We start from the raw sequence: 21,646 nt of genomic DNA, 5'->3' as shown, positions 1-21,646 counted from the left end.
TGCGACTTCGGAAAGTAAGGCTCCAGACGCGCCATCTGTGCGTCGCTCAACCAGAAAAGATCAGACATGATCACCGCTCGTTTTCGAACCGTGAAACATGCCAGTCAGACCAAATCAATGGGTCCTGACCCTAGCGGCCCCCGCGCAACAACCCGGTGCCATGGTCTGCTTCGAAGCCACCGATTGGCAGGAGTGGAGGCTATGCTGCGCAAGTTCATCCATGTCTGGTTGGGGTAAGCTGCAATGCGGCTACGCCGCGTCCTGCGAATAACGCCATTGCGACGACACCGGCGGCAACCAGCGCCAAGATGAAAGGGGCAACTGGCTGGCTCCTGACAAACTAAGATCTGATGCACGCGGAACCGCTGCCACTTACTGCGCTTGCCTTCGTTCAAATGATCACGCGATGCGCAACGAAGGTCGACTTGGCCTGCTGCCCAGAACAACACCACCAGGCGTCGCCACAACCAGACATGCAAACGGCCCCGGGTACGCCCCGAGGCCGTTTCCTATCTACTCAGCCAAAATGACCTTGTGAGACGGTTAGGTCATGTCGCGTGGCACGCCACACAGGTGTAAAGGAAAGGACTTCTTGTCCATTCTGACGTATGCCGCCATTGATTTTATTGGATAATTTATTGAGCCGCGCGAGAAATTTGGCCACTATGGAAGCATATGCTGACCACTCCTCAAAAGCATAACTTGGCCACCGCCCTTTTCCTCACGGCTTCCGCAATGAAGACATGAAAAAAGCCGCCCTTTCGGGCGGCTTCGACGATCTCACATGATCAAGGGGCCGGGAAGCCCCATTGTGTTAGTTGAATAGATCCGACTTCAGATCCCGGATCCGATAGAAGTCCTCGCCGACTTCAGCTTCCGACACCGCAGGCCGAACTCCCCACCGCTTCAGACGGCTGACTACCTCCGAGAGCTGTAGGCCATGCAACTCGGCAATCCGCACCGGATGGATGAAGCGCGCCTTGAAGTCGGCGACGACTGCAGGGTCGAACCGCGGGATCCGATGACCCTCTTCCGGGCCAACGATCCAGTTGACGGGAAGGCTCACCTCTTCCGGGGACCGGTCCGCCAGACACCAGCCGATGGTCTTCGAGATCTTCAACGAAGAGAACGCTCCCATTGGGGAAAAACCCTCCGAACAGGCCGTCCGGTGCTGCTTGATCTCCACCGGATCCACGCGAAGCGCTGTCACCCCGTCTTGACCAGCCAGGCGAAAGAGGCGCTCGAGGAAACCGCCGAGGATCATGTGCACCACGGTAATGGCCGGCACCTTGGCCTTCTCTGCGGCTTTCGAGACCGGCACCAGCCCGTCGGTCTCGGCGCCCAGTTCGACTGCTTTTGCGTGCAGCTTGCCGACCAGCATGGCAAGCTCCTCGCGTTCTACGGCTTTCTGAGTCCGACCCTTCGTGCCCGGCCTCCCGTAGAAGATGGGGGTGAGAAGCCGATCAACAAAAAGCTGATCGACGATCGGTCTTGTGAAATCCATGTTTTTCCACAGCGAGGAGACAGTGACCGTCCGTTTCGTCCGGCCTGCTATATCGCGGCCCTGTTCCACCGGGATCGGGTAATGGGCAGGTGCCTTATCCGGTATCACCCCTGCAGCAACCAGCACGTCGCTGAGAGTTCGAGAGTCGAGGTCCTGCTCCTTGGCCAGGGACGCCACCGTATGCAAGCGGCGCTTGCGCAGTTCAACACCCAGCACCTTGGCCCCGGCAGGCATGGCGACGTTCTCGGTGATAACTTCGCGGAGGATGCGCGCGATGTCGCCAGGCTCCTTGAGTGACTTGGAGTATGCGAGAGCCCTGTAGAAGCACCCGAAGATCTTGCGCGCTCCGGGCGTGCCTGATGCATCGTCGAATTTCCGGATCTGAGCCTCCAGTGCCTCCCGGATGCCTGCCTCGCCGAGCGAGGTGAACTCGAAGCCAACGCGACCCGCATGATCCCAGTCATCCGACGTCAGTTCCGGCAATTTCTGATCGGGCCCATGTTCGAGCAGAACGCCGAGGAGTTCCGTCGCCCGGACCGCCTGTTCAAGAGACTGCGCATCCAACCATTCGGGACCAGCTTTCCCTTCGAGACGGTGGATGACGTATTGTTGGTGAGGCGAAACTGAGCGTGGGACCGCGTTCTCGATTAGGGCCTGAAGTTCTCCGTCACGCTCAGGTACACGGTGATCGAGTTCGTGAAATACGTCATCCCACTTGGCCTGTGCTTGACGTAGTAGCGGAATTCCATGGTGAGAGCATGTTCGCACAACCGACAGACGCCACTCCCAACGACCACGGCGCCTGCCCGTTTGATCATCCTCAGCCAAACAAGCCGGACAGAAAATAGTGTGTGGATTGGACAAAAACTCTGCGGAAACCAGCTCACCGCGAATATCATAAATCCGACTGCCCTTGTGGATCGGCACGTTTCGGGACAGTTCGCATAGCGAAGCGCCTGAAATTTCGGCCAAGCGTGCGAGAGCGCCAGGCTTGGATGACACGATTGCCTGCGGGCAGATCTGCACATCCTTTAGAAACGGAACCACGCGCTTGTCGGCATGATGGCGGGCCAAGCGCGCGGCATATGACAAGGGCGTTTCGATAGGGTCGAACGGCAGGAATGGCAACAGCATGATCACCGGCCCTTCTTCTCTCGGGGCGGAAGGGGTTTCTCAGAAAGGTCGATCTTCGACCAATCGTTCGATAAGAAAACGTTCTTGCCGACTTCCGCGTCTTCCTGGACCGCCCAATCCTCTGCAAAATGAGCCTTTTCGAGGCGAGACGCACCCGCCACAGCTGCGAGTTCCAGAGCTCTCAGTGTATTCTTGATAAACCAGCCAAACCGCCGACGGCTGGCGTGTACCAGACGTTCGATGAGGTCCGTCTCCTTCGGAGCAGCGATCCCGGCTTCCGCACACAAGGTATGAAGGATCCCCTTCAGGAGACGCTCGTCGCACACCGGTGAAATGTCGTCGAAAGCCAGCTTCTGGTATCGACGATTGATTTGGTCATCATAGGCTGCAAGATGCCGCAGTTCGCCGATGCCAACGAGAATTACGCTGACGGCACCCTCTCCCTGCATGAGATTTTTCAGGCGCTTTTGCATGTTACGAATCTCGACAGCGCTGGCAGTCCCGAGAAGGTCGTGACCTTCATCAATGCACACAAAAACCGTGTTCAGGACCGCCAGGCGGTGCTTTACCAGCCTCCAGATTTCTTGCTCATTGGGGTTACCTGAAACATCCGTGTATCCGGTTTTGGCAAGGATCTCGATGCCGAGGGCCTTTGTTGTGGCCGGGCTTGGAGCAGCCTCGAACATGATCCAAGGCATGTGGCCCTTGCCTTTGGACTGGAGAAGCGGGTGTGTTTTGAGACCATGTTTGACGAGAGAGGTTTTGCCTCCACCGGCGGCCTCCATTACGAAAAGCCCTTGCGCGTCACCTGTGCCGCGATCCTTACGTGGTGACGCAACAGGGTTACCCGCACTGTCACGCGCGAGAAGACGGTCGAGGCGCAGCAGGAACTGGTCGTCCCGTTCAGTCGGAATGTATTTGTCGGCCGCGCGATCCACGGCGGCCAAGCGGGCTTCGACGGACATCTGTGTCATATTTTATTTGTCCCTGAGCGGAAGGATGAAGTCGTCCTCCTCGCCGTCGTCTTCATCGCCGGCGGGCTGACGATCAGGAAATTGGATTGGCTCAGGACGGACGGAAGAATTTTTTTCAGCGGCCATTTCAGGCACGGGCGTCACGTGCTCGATGTCCGCATCACCGGCGGTCGGCAGACTGATGCCGAACTCGCCGTGATCAGATTCTTGCGGTTCGTCATTCGAGCCATCGTCGACACGGAAGCCGATGAAAGCCTCACGCTCGTGGAGGTTGATCGTCTCTGCATCGATCGTATCGAGGACCAGACCGACCTTGGCCATCGCATTGGCGTTCAGCCTCTCGATGAAGTCGAGCGCCTGCTGCACCACATGGCTTTTGAGTTCAGAGGCCTGAGCATGCCTGGCCCGCAGTTCACGATGTGCCATCCGCCATTTCTGGTAGGAGACTCCGCGGAAAAAGCTTTGGACAGCAGGAACTTCCGTCCACTGGTTACCGATTCTGACCCAGATGGCGCCGATATCCTCAGTATAATATCGGATCTCCATTTCCCGATCAGGGCTGTGCATCATGTGCGTCGCGAGCGCCTTGGAATGATAACGCACCCCCGCGACGGTGAGGCCGTCTTTCTGAAGCGTCCGAGAAAGTTCTTCGCCGAAAACCAGCCGACGACGACGTAGGGACGGCGGCGGAGTCACCCCATACTGCCCGGTGAGTCGATTCCAGCAGTCGCGAGGCGTTTCTCCGTGCAGGCCCTCATGAGGCTCGTTGTGATAGACATCGACGATCCAGCGGACCAGCGCGGTGCAGACGTCGTCGACGGACAGCGCCGCTTTTTTCTCGGGATCACTGTCCCCCTTGCGCAGGATGCTCCCGAACGTGCAGCCTGACAGCCGCGGCATCAGTTGCGACGAAATTGTCCTGAAGACACGTTCGACGTAGGGCTTCAGCCACGGCCGTGCACCAGGACAATGGATTAGGGTGATGCCGAGATCGCAGACCCGGCGGCGGAAATCATGCCCGACGAATTGCTTACCGCAGTCCGTTACCAGTGTGCCCATCAGGCCGTGTTCTGCCCATGCGTCATGAGCGTCGACAGCACTTGCCCAAGCCCCCTTGTCGCGCATCGCCATTTCAAGCGCGCGCAATCCGCTTTTTGAAGAAGGGGTTCGCGACAGGATCATGCCCAGCATGCACCGCGTCCGCACGTCGAGGAGGACGGTCATCCACCATCGACCAGACTTTCCATCGAGCCCCAGCTGTGCCTTCTCATCGTCGGTCATCATCTGAAGGAGGCCCGAGTCCTCCATGAGGCTGATAAGATCGATCTTCTGCTCGTCCATCTCGACACGTTGCAACGGGCGCTCGACGTCGATCCCCTCACCCACTGGAGAAAATGCGCGCATAGCCGCGTCCACGCCCTCGCGGGCGAGTTTCACCCGGAACGGCGCAAGGTGATGGATGGCAGCCAGGATGGTCACCCGCGAAGGACATTCCAGCAGATCTGTCCGACCTTCTCCTTTCCGTTTTTCGTTTTCGGCGGTGAACGCGTTCCGAACATCCTTGACGATGTTAGCCGGTGTCTTCTTCAGCTCGGTCAGGTATCCGGGAAGCTTTGAATACATGAAGAAGCGCTGTTCTTCCGAAAGCTTACGCCCGTAGTTCCCTCTTTGCGAGACATTGTCATACAGGGCCGCGAGACCGTCCTTTTCGTAGGCCGACATCCACCGGCGAAGGGTTCGCGGACTCGGCATCTTGAGCGAATTGGTTTCGGCATCATAAGTGTTGAGCATCCTCGTCGCCGCACCGAGGATGCTATCCGAGTTCTTCCGGATCGAGGCATCTGTGCGCTTGAGGTCACCCGCCTGATACTTTTCGAAGGCTGCCAGCACGATCGCTTCGCGTTCCGACGCGCGTTGCTTCTCTTCGTCGCTCAGCAAGGTCAGCATGTCGGGCGACAATTCCGTCAGGTAACTGAACTCGCGATCCGGACGGTGGTCGAAATGCCCGGTTTCGAGCATCTCCGCGATGGTGGCGTTGTCGTATTTTTCTCGTGGCCCCTGGCTGTCTGCGGGCACGAAATAATGGGAATCTCCGTGGGTCGAGATGTAGCGATACTGACGCCCACGGATGAAGATCGTGTCGGCATTCTCGAAGGTGTAGTGGGGCGCGAACGCGCTTTTGACGAAATCAAGCATCGTGATGGCTCCGGGTGACGTAGGTATCGTAGGAGATGCGTTCCTGACGCGTGAGCGTCAGCTCATGGGTGCGGATCAGGCGGACCAGCGCCTGGAAGCCGGCGCCGGCATGGCCGATGATCTCCACGAGATCGCGGATCTGGACGTCGCCGCGAATATCCCGGATCGCCCGGCGTGCCGCAGCGTCCGCATCCGGGACGGGCCGACGCATCTGATGCATCATTTCGGCGTTGTAGATCTCCGAGGACACCAGGTTCTTCTCGGTCACGACCTCGACCTTGTCGGCGAAGCTCGTCGGGACCCTGGATGCGATGTAGACAAGCTCATCGCGGATCTTCGCCTGCCGGAACCGGTACGCGGCCTTCACCATGAGCGCGGTGCGTGAACCGTCGAACTTCGTGACGCGAAAGTCGAAGAAGTGGTCTTTTGTTTCACCGTCCGGTCCGGTGAATTCAAACTTCACCTGGTTTTCGACATGCTTAGTCCCGGGGCGTGCGAGCAAGGCAAGCAGGACCTGGAGCTCCGTGTAGCTCTCGATGTCCATGCCGCCTTCTTCGTCGGTGCCTATGTTCGTCTGCCCCGTGAAATGGTTCCGCCGCCCTTTCGCGACTTTCCTCGCGTTCTGCGGGGGGCGGGGGAGCACGATGTTGCCGTCTGGCATCTCCAACATGCTCGATCTCCTCTCGACTGAGGGGCTTCGCCCCTTGCTTCGTCGCCGAAGGCAAGCTGCCACCTTCGAACTGTCGAGAAGATTGGTCCATCGGATCTTGCCAGAAGAAATTTCTCCAGAAATCCAAAAACGATTTACTATCAGTATTTTAGGCGCGTTCGAGAGGTCACGCAAACGGTCGCAGAGGCGAGAGAGACTGGCCTCATTTTTGATAGCGCCGGCCCCGAGGTCCCTTCGTTGAAACAGCCTTTAACTCTGTATTTCGCATACTGCAAAATTTCCAATTTGACGCGCCGGCGTTTAGCTGTATAACTCTGTAGTGTGATTATAGGGATTTTCTCCATGCGGCTCGCAGAGCTATCGAACATACGTTCTGGCTACACAGCCCGCGGCAAGCTTGAGCCGGTACTGACGGGCGGCCGACCCGCGCTACAACTGCGCGACGTAGTCGTGAAGGGCGAAGCGCTGGCCCCGGATTCTCAAAGGTATGACCTGGGCAAGCTGGCCGATCGATACCTCGTCCAAGGCGGCGAAGTTGTTTTTCGCTCACGCGGCGAGCCGAACATAGCGGTCGCAATCAGGGACCCCTTGCCCGAACCAGCGGCGGTCATCGTCCCGCTGGTAGTCATTCGGCCAGACAGAAAGAAGCTTCTTCCAGAATACCTGGCCTGGGCGATCAACCAGCCCGACGCGCAGCGCAAGCTGGGGGCGGAGGCGCAAGGCACCAGCATTAGAATGATCCCGATGGCAGCCCTTGAGAACCTTGAGATCGCGGTTCCCGATCTGCCGAAGCAAAAACGCATCATCGAACTCGACAACCTCGTCCGGCGTGAGGGGCAACTCCTCCGCCAGCTTGCCGCTCAAAGAGAAGCATTCATGAGCGCAATTCTCGGCGAGGCCGCGAATGCCGCCGACCACAAGGAACCTGCCTGATGTCAGAACAGATCACGCAAAACCAAATCAATCAGACCGCATGGGCGGCGTGCGACACATTCCGCGGTGCCGTCGATGCCGGGCAATACAAAGATTACATCCTCGTGATGTTGTTCCTGAAATACATTTCAGACCTTTGGAACGACCATATCGAGACCTACCGCAAGCAGTTCGGCGACGACGAAGCCCGAATTCGCCGGCGTCTCGAGCGCGAGAGATTCATCCTGCCCGAAGGTGCCAGCTTCTATGATCTTCACGCCCAGCGGAATGAGGCCAACATCGGCGAGATGATCAATATCGCGCTGGAAAAAATCGAGGACGCGAACCGGGCCAAGCTCGAGGGCGTCTTCCGCAACATCGACTTCAACTCCGAGGCCAATCTCGGACGCCCGAAGGATCGCAACCGCCGTCTCAAGAATATGCTCGAGGACTTCGCCAAGCCCGCACTCGACCTTCGGCCTTCGCGAGTGACCGAGGACATCATCGGTGAATGCTACATCTACCTGATCTCGCGCTTCGCATCGGATGCCGGGAAGAAGGCGGGCGAGTTCTACACGCCCACCGCTGTCTCACGCCTGCTGGCCAAGCTCGCAGCGCCGCAGCCCGGCAACACGATCTGCGATCCCGCATGCGGTTCGGGCTCATTGCTGGTCCAAGCCTCCCAAGAGGTTGGTTCGGAGAACTTCGCTCTCTACGGACAGGAGGTGAACGGAGCGACCTGGGCGCTGGCCCGGATGAACATGTTCCTGCATGCGAAGGACGCCGCCCGCATCGAGTGGTGCGACACGCTCAACAGCCCGGCGCTGGTCGAAGGCGATCACCTGATGCGCTTCGACGTGGTGCTCGCCAATCCGCCGTTCTCGCTCGACAAGTGGGGTGCGGAGGATGCCGACAGCGACCAATACAAGCGCTTCTGGCGTGGCGTGCCGCCCAAGTCCAAGGGCGACTACGCCTTCATCACCCACATGATCGAGATCGCCAAGCGCCAGTCAGGCCGTATCGCGGTGATCGTGCCGCATGGCGTGCTGTTCCGGAGCGGGGCCGAGGGGCGCATCCGGCAGCAGCTGATCGAGGAGAACCTGCTCGACGCAGTCGTCGGCCTGCCTGCCAACCTGTTCACCACCACGGGGATCCCGGTCGCCATCCTGATCTTCGACCGCTCGCGCGAGGAAGACGGCGCGAACGCGGACCGGCGCGACGTGCTGTTCATCGACGCGAGCAAGGAGTTCACGCCGGGCAAGACCCAGAACGTGATGGACGAGACGCATGTGGCCAAGGTGCTGGAGACCTACAGTACCCGCGCCGAGGTCGAGCGGTATTCGCACCGGGCCAGCCCGGAGGAGATCGCCGAGAACGGCTACAACCTGAATATCCCCCGCTACGTCGACACCTTCGAACCGGAGGAAGAGATCGACGTCGCCGCCGTGCAGAAGGACATCCTGCGGATCGAGGCCGAGCTGGCCGAGGTTCGGGCGAAGATGGCGGGGTATCTGAAGGAGCTGGGCGTCGATGCTTAAGGCGGCAGAAGAATGCTCGCCCGAGCGAGAGGGCTACAAAGAAACCAAGATCGGCCTCCTCCCGACGGGCTGGGACGTCGTGAGCTTGGAGGAGATCACCGACCCCAGCGCGCCAATTCGCTACGGTGTCGTGCAGATTGGGCCAGACACGCCGGGTGGAGTCCCCATCGTGCCGATCAAGCACATTCGGCGCATCGGAGACGTTGTACTCCATCGTGCGTCGCCAAAGATCGAAGGCCAATACAAGGGCAGCCGCGTCCAAGGCGGCGATGTCCTGCTGTCGGTCAAGGGCACGATCGGCGAAGTTGGCGTCGTACCTGACGGCTTCGAAGGGAACATCGCACGCGAGATCGCGCGGATTCGCCCAAAGCCGTGCTGCGACGCGCAGTTCCTCTCACTACAAATCCAAGCGCCACAGACCCAGAGACGTATAGACAACCTCGTAGTGGGCTCGACGCGCCTCGAGTTTTCGATCCACGCGGTCAGGGACTTCATGGTGGCGCTCCCCCCGCTCCCCGAACAGCGCAAGATCGCCGAGATCCTGCGGACCTGGGACGAGGCGCTCGAAAAGCTCACCGCCCTGCGCGCGCTGAACATTCGCCGCCGCGTCTGGTTCCGAACGCATCTGTTCACCGGCAAGGTCAGGTTGCCGGGGTTCACTGGCGAATGGCGCGAAGTTCGGCTGAGCGAAGTTCTCCACGAGCACGGATCGAAATCGACCGGCGCAGAGGAGGTCTATTCGGTCTCGGTCCACAAGGGGCTGGTGAACCAGGTCGAGCATCTCGGGCGGTCGTTCTCGGCCGCGAACACCGACCACTACAACCGTGTCCTGCCCGGCGACATCGTCTACACCAAAAGCCCCACGGGCGATTTCCCGCTCGGCATCATCAAGCAGAGCAAGATCGACCGCGAGGTCATCGTCTCCCCGCTCTACGGCGTCTTCACGCCCCAGACCTACGCGCTTGGCGTGATCCTCGACGCGCTCTTCGAGTCGCCGCTGGCCGCCCGCAACTACCTCCATCCCCTCGTCCAGAAGGGCGCCAAGAACACGATCGCGGTCACCAACAGCCAGTTCCTCGAAGGCAAGCTCCGCCTCCCGATGGACCCTGCTGAACAGGCCGCCATCGCCGACATCGTGAACGCCTCTCACGCCGAGTGCGCCGGCATCGACGCAGAGATCGAAGCCCTGACCCGCCAGAAGCGCGGCCTCATGCAGAAGCTGCTGACGGGCGAGTGGCGTGTCGCCACCGCCGAGGCGACGGAGGTGGCGCAATGAAGTTCATCTACGTCGACGAGAGTGGCGCTGCCGGAGACAGCGATGTCTTCGTGATGTGCGGGCTGATGGTGGACGCCTACAAGCTGCGCAAGAAAACCGCCGACTTCGACAAGATGCTGGCGGATTTCCTCGCCAAGCACCCGGGGTCGAGCACCGAACTCAAGACGAGCAGGTTCATCAACGGCAAGGGCGGCTGGAGCAAGATCGCTGCCGACGAGCGCAAGGCGTTCCTCACCGACATCTGCAAGCTGGCAGTCGCCAACGGCGGAAAGCTCTTCGGCATCGGCTTGTCGTTCGCGGCGTTGAATGCAGCGCGTGCCGCTGGGCACGGTCATCCGTTTGGCGAGAGCTATTGGCTTGCCGGAGGCATGTTCACCTGCGCCCTCGTTCAGAAGAAGATGCAAAGCGTCAAGAACAGCAAGGGTCTGACCGTCGTCATCATGGATGACAACAAGGTCGAGATGCCTCAGCTCTCGGACGGCCTGTACGATGCGAATGCCTGGTATGACGGGCTGTATCAGCTTCGGGGCACCAAGCGCGGCAAGAAGATCTGGCTACCCCGCAGCAAGTCGGATCGGTTCGATCACATCATCAACACGGCCTTCGCGATCAAGTCGCACCATTCCTCGCTGGTGCAGGTCGCCGATGCCATCTGCTATGTGTATCGTCGGCACCTCGAGATGAAATCCTCGGGAGAAGCCTACCCGGGAGAAGCCGCGTATTACCAAAGCCTGGTCGATATCCTCGAACCGCAGCGCGAGAAACTTGGCCAGTCGCCCGACGCGCCCTGCGTGACTTTCTACAGGGCAGCCAGGCACCCGGAGTGGGCGCTATGAGCTCCCAGACCTTCAATTCGAGTGAGAAACATCAGTCCCAAGTCCCAGCGCTGCAGTTGCTGGTGGCGCTCGGGTTCACACCGCTCTCGCAGGAGGCGGCGCTTCGCCTGCGTGGCGGGCGGCTGCGGAACGTGGTGCTTGACGATGTGCTCGCTGAGCAGCTGATGCGCATCAACCGATTCACGCATCGGGGCCGCGCGTACGCCTTCGACCTCGAGGACGCACACGAGGCAATGCGGCGGCTCAAGCCCACGCCAGATCGGCTGAAGGGTCTGCGCGGCACGAACCAGGACATCTACGACACGCTCGTCCTCGGCACGACCATCACGAAGTCCATCGACGGCGACTCGAAGAGCTACTCGTTCCGCTACATCGATTGGGAGCGGCCAGAGAACAACGTCTTCCACGTCACGGCAGAGTTCTCGGTTGAAAGGACCGCATCGAGCCAGACCAAGCGCTGCGACATCGTCGCCTTCGTGAACGGCATCCCGATCCTGGTGATCGAGAACAAGCGGCCGACCGAGAGCTTGAAGAAGGCGGACAGCCAGCTGATCGGCTACCAGAACGAGGACAACATCCCGCAGCTCTTCCACTTCGCTCAGCTGCTGATCGGCATGAACCGGAGCGAGGCGCGCTACGCGACCGTCGGAACGCCGCGGAAGTTCTGGCAGACCTGGCGCGACGAGGAAGACACCGACGAGGCCATCGCGCCCTTTGCCAACCGCGTGCTGACCGCGGCGGAGAAGGACGCCATCTTCTCCGGTGATTTCGCGGGCGCGCGCGCCTATTTCGACGCGCTGGCCGCTGAGGGCGAGCGCGCGGTCACGGTTCAGGACCGGACGGTGTACGCGCTGTGCCGCCCCGAGCGGCTGCTCGACCTCATCCGCCGCTTCACCGTGTTCGACGGCGGCGTCCGTAAGGTTGCGCGCCATCAGCAGTTTTTCGGTATCCGGCGCGCCGTGGAAACCGTCAAGCAGCACGATGTCAGCGGCGCCCGAAAGGGCGGCGTGATCTGGCACACGCAGGGTTCAGGGAAGTCACTGACCATGGTGATGCTGGGGCGCTCGCTCGCTCTCGAGCGCAGCATCGAAAACCCGCGGATCATCATCGTCACGGACCGCGACGATCTCGACAAGCAGATCAAGGACACCTTCAAGTCCTGCGACCTCGAGCCGGTCCGCGCGACGAGCGGGGCGCACCTTCTGGATCTCGTCCATAACAAGGCTCCGCTGGTCACCACGATCATCAACAAGTTCGACACGGCGCTTAAGAACAGCAAGCTGGCGGATGAGGATCCGAACATCTTCGTGCTGGTGGACGAGAGCCACAGGACGCAGACGGGACGCTACGGCGGCCACAGCCAGTTCGCCGCAAAGATGCGGCGCCTTCTGCCCAAGGCCTGCTACCTCGGCTTCACTGGCACGCCCCTACTGAAGAAAGAGAAGAACACGCTGTCGACCTTCGGGCGGCTGATCCACCGCTACGCCATCGACGAGGCGGTCGCCGACGGCGCCGTCGTGCCGCTTCTCTACGAGGGACGGCTTGTCGAGCAGCAGGTCTCAGGCGCCGTGATCGACCGCTGGTTCGACAAGATCAGCGAGGGGTTAACCGAGAACCAGAAGCGCGATCTCAAGCGGAAGTTCTCCAGGATGGACGCGCTGGCCAAGACCGACCAGGCCATCCGAGCCAAGGCCTTCGACATCTCCGAGCATTATCGCCAGTATTGGCAGGGGACCGGCTTCAAGGCTCAACTCGTCGCCCCGTCCAAGGCGGCGGCGGTCCGGTTCAAGGAGGTTCTCGACGAGATCGGCCACGTCTCGAGTGCGATCGTCATCTCGCCACCGGATGAGAACGAGGGCAACGAAGAGGTCGACCAGGAGTCCAAGGACCTCGTGCGCCGCTTCTGGTCGCAGATGATGGCACGGCACGAGACCGAAGAGCACTACAACCGCCAGATCATCGGTGCGTTCAAAGGCTCCGGCGATCCGGAGATCCTGATCGTCGTCTCCAAGCTACTCACCGGCTTCGACGCGCCCCGGAACACGGTGCTCTACGTCTGTAAGTCACTGAAGGAACACAATCTTCTGCAGGCGATTGCGCGCGTAAACCGTCTCTACGAGGATGATGGCACGGAGAAGCAGTTCGGCTTCATCGTCGACTACGAGGGTCTGCTCGGCAAGCTGGACAGCGCCCTGACGACGTACAGCGCCTTTGAGGGGTATGAGGCGGCCGACCTCGTCGGGACAGTGCATGACGTCCGCGAGGAGATCCGCAAGCTGCCCCAGCTGCACGACCAGCTCTGGGACCTCTTCAAGCCGGTCCGGAACAAGAAGGACATGGAGCAGTTCGAGCAGCACCTCGCTGACGAGGCGCTTCGCCATGAGTTCTACGCGCGCCTCAAGGCATACAGCCGGTGCCTGCACATCTCGCTCTCGTCCGACAAGCTGTTTGATGTCTTCGATGAGGCCAAGGTCGATGCCCTGAAGCGGGACTGGAAACAGTTCTCCGAACTCAAGCGCTCGGTCCAGCTCCGCTACCAGGAGACGGTCGATGTCCGCGAATTCGAGCCGAAGATCCAGAAGCTGCTCGATGACCACGTCGTGGCAATGCCGGCGGAGACCATCATTGAGGTGGTCAACATCAACGATCCCGACGCGCTGAAGGCTGTCGTCGAGGAGACAGGCATTTCCGAAGCCTCGAGGGCGGACCGCATCGCCAGCGCCACTCGCCGGGCAATCACCGAGAAGATGGATGAAGACCCAACGTTCTACAAACAGTTCTCCGCGCTGCTCGAAGAGACCATCCGCGCCTATCGTGAGAAGCGGCTGTCGGAGCGCGACTACCTGAACAGCGTCGTGGACCTCGCGAGCAAGGTCGCACGCAAGGATCGGGGCCGGGATGTTCCTGAAAGCATCCGAGGCGATGAGGATGCGCAGGCGTTCTTCGGCATCCTGAACGGTCAGCTCAAGACAAAGGGAGATGAACCGGTCTCCGGTGCGGAAGCCGCCTCTATCACCTTAGAGATCATCGATATAATCAAGTCGCACCTGATCGTCGACATCTGGTCAAACGAGGTGGCCCAGAACAATCTGCGTAACGCAATCGATGACTACTTCTTTGACGTCTTACGCGACGAAAATGGCATCGACCTTCCCGTAGAGATGCTCGACAACCTCGAACTGAAGATCATGGGGCTCGCCCGGGCCCGGTTCGCGGCATGACGCGGGAGTTGCACTGCCTGCACTACGGCGAACAGGAAATCCGGTATGAGATCGTCCGCCGCCCGAGGAAGACGCTGGAGATCGCCGTCGAGCCGGATGCATCGGTGGTGATCGCGGCTCCTGAGGACGCGACGCTCGACGCCATCGAAGCCAAGTTGCGTAAGCGCGCGGCATGGGTGACAAGGCAGCAGCGATATTTCGCGCAGTTCCTGCCTCGGACGCCGGAACGCCGGTTCGTCGCTGGGGAAACCCATCTCTACCTGGGGCGCCAATACCGGCTGAAGGTCGTCCCGCATGTCCAGGAAAGTGTGAAGCTCATCCGCGGCTTCATTGTCGTGCGGACGCATCGTCCGACCAAGCCGGAGGTAACGCGCGAATTGGTCGAGGCATGGTATCGAGATCGGGCCCACATCAAGTTTCCGGAACGGATCGAACTCTGTCTCGGTCTCTTCCCGAAACCCGAGGCTTTCCGGCCGAAGGGTCTCATCGTGCGTCAGACCCGTCAGCGATGGGGGTCCATGTCACCGGCCGGGCGCCTACTTCTGAACCGCCGCCTCGTGCAGGCGCCGGTCGACGCCATCGACTACGTGATCACCCACGAGCTTTGCCATGTGGCAGAGCCTCATCACGGCGCGGCGTTCTTCGACCTACTCGATAAGGTGATGCCCGATTGGGAGCGTCGAAAGCAGAGGTTGGAACGCGCGATGGCCTGATAATGAACGAGCGTCGTCGAAGACCGAAACATATCCATGAATAGATCGGACCGTGTTCAGGCTTCTTCTGAACTGGTCGATGAGCAACTTCAAGGGCGGTTTCCTGACCTTCGCTGCAACGAAGATGAATGGCGGGTGCGCCGATGGCAACAGACTGGACACAGTTTTTTTGGATTGGATAATACAGCTTCGGACCTACGCCAAAACAACACAAGATTAGCTGACAGTTGCCCACGGATGAGTTCTACGTTCACGGCTATGAGTTCCCGGGAGATGCCAAAGCTGTCGGGACAAACAGTCTCACGGCGGATGAAGCTGATGACGGCCTTGCGCCGCGCGAAGCCTTTGATCTGAACACTCAGAAGCTTTTGAGCTTTCTTGATAGTCGGGATGCACGCCTGGCGCTTTCGAAGACTGCACACCAGTGCATTCTTGAAACGATTGTCATGGGCAAACCTGATCCATCGATAGAGCTCGGCAGCCTTGAAATATTGCAGGCGCTCTATCTGACACGCCCACCGCGCCTGTCCCGCATTCCCACAGCACCGGGCAGTTTCTCGCGTCACTGGCGTGTACTCGGACGCATGATGAGTGCCTTCATGGCGGAGCAGGGCGAGGCACTGGACACGGAGAACAAGACGGACGTGCTTATTTGGAGGGTTCGCCTTCAGACCATGTTCTACCGTTTTCCCTTTGATCAGGACGTGTGCGCCGGGATCATCGGCAATATCCTCTCCCGCGTTGATGTCAAAGTCCCGCAAGTTGAGCCGTTTGCCGCGCAGTATGCCCGGCTCTTGGATGTGTCCCGACTTGTCAGCGACCGAATCACGGAATTTTACGCGAACTGTGGCGAAATGCTGCGGGCAAAGTCCCACGAAGAAGTCATTGCGCGGATCGAATACTTCTGCGCCCGTAGCGCGGTTGCAGCGCGCCTGTGGGCGAGGTGCCGACACCAGGAGCGGTCTGTCAGGGACCTCAGCCATCTCGGCTATCAACTATCGGAACTCGCAACGCCGTGGCTGTTCACGCTTGAGAAGGAAGAACTTGTCTCCAAGTTCGGTGATGAAATCCTGCCTCTGATTGCACGGTTCTCACACACGAGTGGAGAGCTTTCCGGCGCGGACCCCCGACGCTTCCTCATGGACAACCCGGTGTGGCAGAAGCCCTTTATTGCCATGCCGGATGAGACGTATCTGCTGCCAATCCAGTATTTCCCCTACAGCCATCCTTTCCGTATTGCCGAGCACTTGATCGGCAATGAACCGAAGGTGCGTACGGCATATAGTGACGCGCGTGCTGAATATCTGGAAGACTCGCTGGCCGAATTACTGGAACTGGCTATGCCCAGTGCGTCTGTTTATCGGAGCGTGATCTGGGACGATCCGGCAAATGGCGTGCGCTATGAGAATGACGTTGTTGTTGTTCTCGACAACTTCCTGTTCATGTTCGAGGCCAAGTCCGGAAAGATTAGTCCGGCGGCACGTCGCGGCGCTGAGAAAAGTCTTGAGACCAATGTTTCTGACCTATTTATTGAGCCCGCGAAACAGGCGCGCCGACTTCAGGATTATTTGAATGATCGTACTGTCTCGGTAAGCCTACGGGAAAAGAAGACCGGCAAACCGATTCCACTTAGTTTAGAGCGGTTGAAGGTTGCCTTCAGCTACAGCATCTGCATTGAACACTTCGCCTCGCTTTCCGCAACCCGGGAATTCTTCGCAGAGAGCGGCATTCTCGGTGCGAACGAGCCGTGGGCACCAGTGCTCTCGCTCGGGGAACTCGACATGGTGGCGCGGTTTCTCGATTCCGAAGTTTCGTTTGCGCACTACCTGACGCGACGTCCACTCATCGGTACGCAACTGGACTATGAGGGGGATGAGCAAGACCTGCTTTCAATGTATATCACAAACGGATTCTGCTTGCTGGGACGCGGTCCAGAGGGCAAGCGGATACTGTTCCACAACTCCGACGCGCAAGTCAGGAAGAAGACCGTTCCGGCAATCAACCGCGCGACGCCGACGGTTGTGGGGATTACCATGCCGCCGTTGTGGCAACGCACCGTCGCGGAAATCTATACGTCAACCATCGGCACAGTGCGGCACCGCTTTGACATCATCTTTACAATCCTCAACCAGGCGCCCCCGGCATTATCAGAACTTCAGAACTACGTGCGAAAATGGCGACGCGGCGGCGGCGGAGCAGGCAAAGGCCCGCAATACAGTAAGTACACAGTCGCGAACCGTCAGTTCGTGGTGGCGACTTGGCTTCTGGCAAAGGGCTTTGAGAGCGAGGAGGCCCTAACGGCGGAGGCGCGCCTTCTCGCGCACGGCGTCGCCAGCGAGTTCGACGGCACATCAGATGTTGTGGTCTTCGTCTATCTGAAGAAGTCGCGCGAGATCACGCATAACGGCGTCTTTTTCTTCCGGCTTGGCCAGGAGGGCATTGGCAGAGTTATCTGAGAGTGGGCGTAAGCGCGGGAAAGCCTTGGCTTCAGATGCTCAACTCGCCGACACGACACGGCGCACGTATCGGATTAGTTGTCTGTCCGAATGATGCCTGAATTCCTTACTCGTACCAAGAAGACGTATCGACCTTAATCGGCTGAGTGGTCTCGAATTTGTCAAGATCAGTAATAGGAGACCGCAAGCTCACCTCGAAGGGAAATGAATCATCCAGCGTTGCGCCTTCACCCCGGCGGAAATCGGACCCTGACCCGTATACGAGTTCGACATTCACGTCACCCGTGACGCCCACATACACATGCGACTGGTCGATCTTTTCGACAGTGATTTCATCCACAAAAGGGTATTCGACACGGGTGTGCGTTGACAGTATGTCGAGTTCATCGAGCACGGCTCCCAAAAATTCTTGAAGAGTATGTTCGGAGATTGCCTGCCGAAGATGCTCTTTTACGTCGTCGCAAAGAAGATCAATTTCTTCTCTGAGACCATCCAGCGCGGATACGCCATCAACAACAAAGTCGCCGACCTCATCGTCTGGGTGATTGATACGATCAGGCCGGACGTGGGTGTATTTGCTGGCCTCTTTATAGAGAGTGATAAGGTCAGCGATCGAGCCAGGCTCATCTACGCCGAGAGTTGTCAGCACTGCGTCTGGAAGACCGTCGGAAATTGCGTAGCGGAGACGCTGACGTCTCGTGGCAGCTTTCGCGGTCGGGTCCTGCACGTACCAAGGACACTGCTGAACTACGGCGTGGGGCGCGAGAGTATCGAGTTGATATGTCAACAACTCCCGAAAGCATGACGCGATGAGGTTAAGCCGCACAGGATTTTGACGATCAGGCAGCAATCTCTCGATGGCGACACACAGGGATTTCACAAAGTCATCGTTCGAAGTATCAGCGTATTCACGAAGCTTCTGAAATGCGCGCTCGTTGATCATCGCAGGAGTTGAGAACTGATGCCTCAGACTTCTGAATAGCCCTGAAGGTATCGCCGAAATCATCGCGCTGATGCGTTTCATCTGTATTGCTGCCTTCTGGAAAAAATACGGCCAAGTCGCCACGCGCGCGGGTGAGGATCAAGCAGCGGCTAAGGGCCGTGACCTACTGCTTAAACGGGACGACAATTGAACCACCATCGGCGAAAGCGACTGCGCCTTCACTGCGAATGATGCTGATTGCCTCCTCGAAGGCGGCTCGGTCGTCTTCAAAGAGATCGTCCCAGACAATGGATGTCCCGTCTTCGGTCACAACTTCCAGCGACCAACCGTCCCCGCCTTCAAGTTTGTAGATGTCCACCTCGAATGTACCCCATTCCCTACGATGCGCTGCGAGGCGCTGGAAATGACAAGGTTGGGGTCGCGTTCCATCTGAATACCTCTTTGATCTGAAGTAGATGATAGAAGCACTGATCATGAAAGCCAATGTCCGCAAAGCGGGATGCTGTGGCAGCATAATGAGCAATTGACGAAAGGCCGCTCTGGACCGGTCGCGTTCATGACTTGGTCCCGAGATAGCACGCGGAGGCAAACCGCCCGCCGGGTGGGGGCGGGAGGAGTCTGCAGGCAAGCGCCGGTCGCGGCACTGTGCGCGCCGACGATCCCGGATGGCGCCCGCGAGGGCGCCATCCGGCGTGGTCCTTTTGTTGAAATTTCCGTCTTCCGTTATCAGCGTCGATGAGTTTCCTCTCTTCATAAAAACGAGCGCCACCGCGCTCGCGGCCGTATCCCGTCTGTGGACGGGACTTCGAAGACCGCCCGGGACGGCCTTCTCTGACAGACGAAATGGAACTTCGCCACGGATGCATGTCGTCGCTTCCGCTCTCGCGGATGCCATCACCTCCGGGGAGTGATCAGATCCCCACAGCGCGCTGCGTTTTCGGTGATGCGCAACGGCTTCTCGCGAGCGTCCAATCGTTGTGGACGTTGTGTTGCCTCCTTTCTCTTCGCTCGACCGTGCAGTCCTCGGCGGCATCCTCATGCCCGTCCGTCATAGGGAAGAAATGGAACGACAAGATCCGGACCAAAACACTTCCGTGGTCGGAAATCAAAAAAGTTGGATCTGGCATCCCTCTCACGGTTCGCAGGTTTCCAGCCTGCTCCCAACGAGCCGTCCGATGGAGACGAGGACAGCGTCCTTCAGATGGGCACACCACGCTTCTTTTCCAGAGTAGTCGATCGGTGTCACGGGGCCGATCAACGGCTCTGGTCAGAGGAAATCGGCTTCGGTCTCGAACAGAGCGGAAGTTTTTTCTTCGTGCAGCGTACGGTTGGCCAATCTCCAAATCGAGAGACGCGAAGCAAAGGCCATTCAGCCCAAGCAGAGACAAGGAAGGTCAACCCAGGAAACGGCCGCTGACAGGCTTGATGCTGCCACGACTGGCAGACGCGCAACCAAAGGAGGGCCACCATGCTGCGCAAGCTCCCAACGAATACCCTGTCCGCAGACCTGCAGCTCACCGCTGTCCGCGCGTATTTCGACAAGCACGGAGCCGCGCTGTGCAACGCCGCCGAGCTGGTCGACGGCGAGGCCGGAACGGCCCGCGTTCTGCGCCTCATGTCCCGCTTGCGCGAAGCGTCGCGCCTCGAGCGGGCGACGCGACGGAGGCTCGTCGATCTGCATCGGCTCCTGTCGCTCGACCCCGTCATCGACGCGTTCGAACCTGACCTGTCGTCTTGGATGCTCCTCGACCCCGCCAGTCCCGAAGTGGAAGAGCTCTGCCTGCTCACCGACCGGCTCTACGATCTCCTGGTCGAGATGGGAGAAATGGATGATGATCGGGACGCCCTGGCGCTCGCCCTCATGGCTCAGGACGCGGCCTGAAGAGTGGCTTCGGCCATGCAGGGTTTGCATGGCCGGCGTCCTGCCCTCGGACCAACGCAAGGTCCGATACCCGGCCGTCAACCGTCTCGGGACATCGTTGGCGGCCGCCAAAAAAATCTGAAGCACTGGGCAGATTTCTTCTTCGTCATCCAAAAGAACGACCAATGTTCTCGTCACCAGCACCAAGACCAGCTTTTGACACCGACCGAAAGGACCCAGCCAACGCCCCAGCATCTCCCCGCGACGGAACATGACGCCGATGAATCAGGCACACCAGCACCGTTTCCGCACCGCATGAAAGGGAGATTATCATGCTCAACACCACCACGCTCGACACTGCCGAGGCGCGTCTCGGCGCCGCCTACACGGTGGAGCAGCACCTCCGCCGCCATGGCGCGAGCCTCTGCGACCTGCTCGACGCACTCGATGATCCGAGCGGGTTCTCTGCGCTCTGCGATCTGCACGTCGCGTTCGGGCAGCCGATCCCGGATACAGATGCCGTTGAGGTCGCCCTCCGCGACATCCGTCGCATTCTGGCCGACCAGATGCCATCGTCGCTCGACCGGATCGGCCGTGAGCGGGGTTTGCCAGCCGCCGACATGACCCGGTGGCATGGCGCGCGCATCAGCGAGCTTCTCGGGCGATTCAGTCTTGCCGACTGAGACCGGGGCACGCTGTGTCCTTCAGCTGGCGCGCCGGCGCCGCCTGAGTGTCCATCCCGATCAGTTCGGGATGGAGCAGGACATCTGCGACGTGACGCTGTGGCTCATCGAAAAGCACGGCCTGTCGGGCGTCCACGTCTGGGTGGACCGGCACTACACCCAGATCGGACGGGAGATCGCCGGCGTGACCGTCATGACCTCGCCAGCGCACCCTACGCGACTGACCGACGCGGCGCACGAGGCGTTTCTCGCGCTCGGCTACACGATCGAAGACACCCGGGCAGACACTTACGGGCACCAGTTCTGCGACGGCCATCACTCGAGGCACGAGGCGATCCAGGCCTACGCGCGCATCGAAGACGCGCTTAGGGTCAGGACCCATTGATTTGGTCTGACTGGCATGATTCACGGTTCGAAAACGAGCGGTGATCATGTCTGATCTTTTCTGGTTGAGCGACGCACAGATGGCGCGTCTGGAGCCTTACTTTCCGAAGTCGCACGGCAAGCCCCGCGTCGACGACCGGCGTGTCTTGAGCGGGATTATCTTCATCAATCGCAACGGTTTGCGGTGGCGCGACGCCCCAAGGGAGTACGGCCCCCACAAGACACTCTACAACCGGTGGAAGCGGTGGAGCGATCGGGGCGTCTTCGCCCGGATCATGGCGGGTCTGGCGGCCGAGCACGGTGAGGAAACGACCGTTATGATCGACGCCACGCATCTGAAGGCCC

Annotated in this window: 17 protein-coding genes; 11 read left to right on the top strand and 6 right to left on the bottom strand. The window is 59.5% G+C overall.

What is annotated here, in order from left to right:
* Positions 1-814 precede the first annotated feature (814 nt).
* Genes BLQ71_RS25450 through BLQ71_RS25435 form a run of 4 tightly spaced genes read right to left on the bottom strand, consistent with a single transcriptional unit; the run spans position 815 to position 6,478 of the window.
* On the bottom strand, positions 815-2,638 hold the full coding sequence (locus BLQ71_RS25450; RefSeq protein ID WP_074623737.1) for a TniQ family protein: 1,824 nt from the start codon (positions 2,636-2,638) through the stop codon (positions 815-817).
* 2 nt (positions 2,639-2,640) lie between these two features.
* Positions 2,641-3,612 (bottom strand): TniB family NTP-binding protein, encoded by a 972-nt coding sequence (locus BLQ71_RS25445; protein ID WP_074623736.1) that lies wholly within the window; start codon positions 3,610-3,612, stop codon positions 2,641-2,643.
* Between the two features lie 3 nt (positions 3,613-3,615).
* Positions 3,616-5,808 (bottom strand): TnsB C-terminal domain-containing protein, encoded by a 2,193-nt coding sequence (locus BLQ71_RS25440; RefSeq protein ID WP_074623735.1) that lies wholly within the window; start codon positions 5,806-5,808, stop codon positions 3,616-3,618.
* Entirely contained in the window at positions 5,801-6,478 is a 678-nt protein-coding gene (locus BLQ71_RS25435; protein WP_074623734.1) for a hypothetical protein, read from the bottom strand. Before BLQ71_RS25435 ends, BLQ71_RS25440 begins: the two co-directional genes overlap by 8 nt.
* 342 nt (positions 6,479-6,820) lie before the next feature.
* On the opposite strand from BLQ71_RS25435, the gene BLQ71_RS25430 reads away from it, so the two are divergent.
* The 7 genes from BLQ71_RS25430 to BLQ71_RS25400 all read left to right on the top strand — a co-directional run bounded on the left by BLQ71_RS25430 (position 6,821) and on the right by BLQ71_RS25400 (position 17,430).
* On the top strand, positions 6,821-7,411 hold the full coding sequence (locus tag BLQ71_RS25430) for a restriction endonuclease subunit S (protein ID WP_074623733.1): 591 nt from the start codon (positions 6,821-6,823) through the stop codon (positions 7,409-7,411).
* Entirely contained in the window at positions 7,411-8,928 is a 1,518-nt protein-coding gene (locus tag BLQ71_RS25425) for a type I restriction-modification system subunit M (RefSeq protein ID WP_074623732.1), read from the top strand. Before BLQ71_RS25430 ends, BLQ71_RS25425 begins: the two co-directional genes overlap by 1 nt.
* The gene (locus BLQ71_RS25420) at positions 8,921-10,204 is read left to right on the top strand and encodes a restriction endonuclease subunit S (protein ID WP_083342378.1); all 1,284 of its coding nucleotides are present in this window, start codon (positions 8,921-8,923) and stop codon (positions 10,202-10,204) included. Before BLQ71_RS25425 ends, BLQ71_RS25420 begins: the two co-directional genes overlap by 8 nt.
* Positions 10,201-11,040, top strand: a complete 840-nt coding sequence (locus BLQ71_RS25415; protein WP_074623731.1) for a DUF3800 domain-containing protein — start codon at positions 10,201-10,203, stop codon at positions 11,038-11,040. Before BLQ71_RS25420 ends, BLQ71_RS25415 begins: the two co-directional genes overlap by 4 nt.
* Positions 11,037-14,261, top strand: coding sequence for a type I restriction endonuclease subunit R (locus BLQ71_RS25410; RefSeq protein WP_074623730.1), 3,225 nt, complete (start codon positions 11,037-11,039; stop codon positions 14,259-14,261). The genes BLQ71_RS25415 and BLQ71_RS25410 overlap by 4 nt, the downstream gene beginning before the upstream one ends.
* Positions 14,258-14,974, top strand: coding sequence for a M48 family metallopeptidase (locus BLQ71_RS25405; protein ID WP_074623729.1), 717 nt, complete (start codon positions 14,258-14,260; stop codon positions 14,972-14,974). Before BLQ71_RS25410 ends, BLQ71_RS25405 begins: the two co-directional genes overlap by 4 nt.
* 227 nt (positions 14,975-15,201) lie before the next feature.
* The gene (locus BLQ71_RS25400) at positions 15,202-17,430 is read left to right on the top strand and encodes a hypothetical protein (protein ID WP_074623728.1); all 2,229 of its coding nucleotides are present in this window, start codon (positions 15,202-15,204) and stop codon (positions 17,428-17,430) included.
* A 106-nt stretch (positions 17,431-17,536) separates the two neighbouring features.
* Here BLQ71_RS25400 and BLQ71_RS26200 read toward each other — a convergent pair whose 3' ends face one another.
* Both BLQ71_RS26200 and BLQ71_RS25385 read right to left on the bottom strand, forming a co-directional pair.
* On the bottom strand, positions 17,537-18,454 hold the full coding sequence (locus BLQ71_RS26200) for a pPIWI-associating nuclease domain-containing protein (protein WP_133066207.1): 918 nt from the start codon (positions 18,452-18,454) through the stop codon (positions 17,537-17,539).
* A gap of 82 nt (positions 18,455-18,536) precedes the next feature.
* Positions 18,537-18,731 (bottom strand): hypothetical protein, encoded by a 195-nt coding sequence (locus tag BLQ71_RS25385; protein ID WP_198548594.1) that lies wholly within the window; start codon positions 18,729-18,731, stop codon positions 18,537-18,539.
* A 1,110-nt stretch (positions 18,732-19,841) separates the two neighbouring features.
* Between BLQ71_RS25385 and BLQ71_RS25380 the strand changes: the two genes are divergently transcribed.
* The 4 genes from BLQ71_RS25380 to BLQ71_RS25365 all read left to right on the top strand — a co-directional run.
* Positions 19,842-20,255: a hypothetical protein gene (locus tag BLQ71_RS25380; protein ID WP_074623725.1), complete on the top strand. Its 414-nt coding sequence runs from the start codon at positions 19,842-19,844 to the stop codon at positions 20,253-20,255.
* A 311-nt stretch (positions 20,256-20,566) separates the two neighbouring features.
* Positions 20,567-20,917 (top strand): hypothetical protein, encoded by a 351-nt coding sequence (locus tag BLQ71_RS25375; protein ID WP_074623724.1) that lies wholly within the window; start codon positions 20,567-20,569, stop codon positions 20,915-20,917.
* A gap of 70 nt (positions 20,918-20,987) precedes the next feature.
* Positions 20,988-21,302: a hypothetical protein gene (locus BLQ71_RS25370; protein ID WP_074623723.1), complete on the top strand. Its 315-nt coding sequence runs from the start codon at positions 20,988-20,990 to the stop codon at positions 21,300-21,302.
* A 46-nt stretch (positions 21,303-21,348) separates the two neighbouring features.
* Positions 21,349-21,646: IS5/IS1182 family transposase (locus BLQ71_RS25365; RefSeq protein WP_074623722.1), on the top strand; the 298-nt coding region annotated here is incomplete at its 3' end.

Source organism: Antarctobacter albus (assembly GCF_900101505.1).
GTDB lineage: Bacteria > Pseudomonadota > Alphaproteobacteria > Rhodobacterales > Rhodobacteraceae > Antarctobacter > Antarctobacter albus.
The sequence above is the reverse complement of the archived record's forward strand: the minus strand, read 5'-3'. Positions and strand labels throughout refer to the sequence as shown.

What these genes read in the sequence shown, in the direction of transcription:
- BLQ71_RS25450 (WP_074623737.1), bottom strand. Translation starts at nt 2,638, where the DNA reads ATGCTGTTGCCATTCCTGCCGTTCGACCCTATCGAAACGCCCTTGTCA.
- BLQ71_RS25445 (WP_074623736.1), bottom strand. Translation starts at nt 3,612, where the DNA reads ATGACACAGATGTCCGTCGAAGCCCGCTTGGCCGCCGTGGATCGCGCG.
- BLQ71_RS25440 (WP_074623735.1), bottom strand. Translation starts at nt 5,808, where the DNA reads ATGCTTGATTTCGTCAAAAGCGCGTTCGCGCCCCACTACACCTTCGAG.
- BLQ71_RS25435 (WP_074623734.1), bottom strand. Translation starts at nt 6,478, where the DNA reads ATGTTGGAGATGCCAGACGGCAACATCGTGCTCCCCCGCCCCCCGCAG.
- BLQ71_RS25430 (WP_074623733.1), top strand. Translation starts at nt 6,821, where the DNA reads ATGCGGCTCGCAGAGCTATCGAACATACGTTCTGGCTACACAGCCCGC.
- BLQ71_RS25425 (WP_074623732.1), top strand. Translation starts at nt 7,411, where the DNA reads ATGTCAGAACAGATCACGCAAAACCAAATCAATCAGACCGCATGGGCG.
- BLQ71_RS25420 (WP_083342378.1), top strand. Translation starts at nt 8,921, where the DNA reads ATGCTTAAGGCGGCAGAAGAATGCTCGCCCGAGCGAGAGGGCTACAAA.
- BLQ71_RS25415 (WP_074623731.1), top strand. Translation starts at nt 10,201, where the DNA reads ATGAAGTTCATCTACGTCGACGAGAGTGGCGCTGCCGGAGACAGCGAT.
- BLQ71_RS25410 (WP_074623730.1), top strand. Translation starts at nt 11,037, where the DNA reads ATGAGCTCCCAGACCTTCAATTCGAGTGAGAAACATCAGTCCCAAGTC.
- BLQ71_RS25405 (WP_074623729.1), top strand. Translation starts at nt 14,258, where the DNA reads ATGACGCGGGAGTTGCACTGCCTGCACTACGGCGAACAGGAAATCCGG.
- BLQ71_RS26200 (WP_133066207.1), bottom strand. Translation starts at nt 18,454, where the DNA reads ATGAAACGCATCAGCGCGATGATTTCGGCGATACCTTCAGGGCTATTC.
- BLQ71_RS25380 (WP_074623725.1), top strand. Translation starts at nt 19,842, where the DNA reads ATGCTGCGCAAGCTCCCAACGAATACCCTGTCCGCAGACCTGCAGCTC.
- BLQ71_RS25375 (WP_074623724.1), top strand. Translation starts at nt 20,567, where the DNA reads ATGCTCAACACCACCACGCTCGACACTGCCGAGGCGCGTCTCGGCGCC.
- BLQ71_RS25370 (WP_074623723.1), top strand. Translation starts at nt 20,988, where the DNA reads ATGGAGCAGGACATCTGCGACGTGACGCTGTGGCTCATCGAAAAGCAC.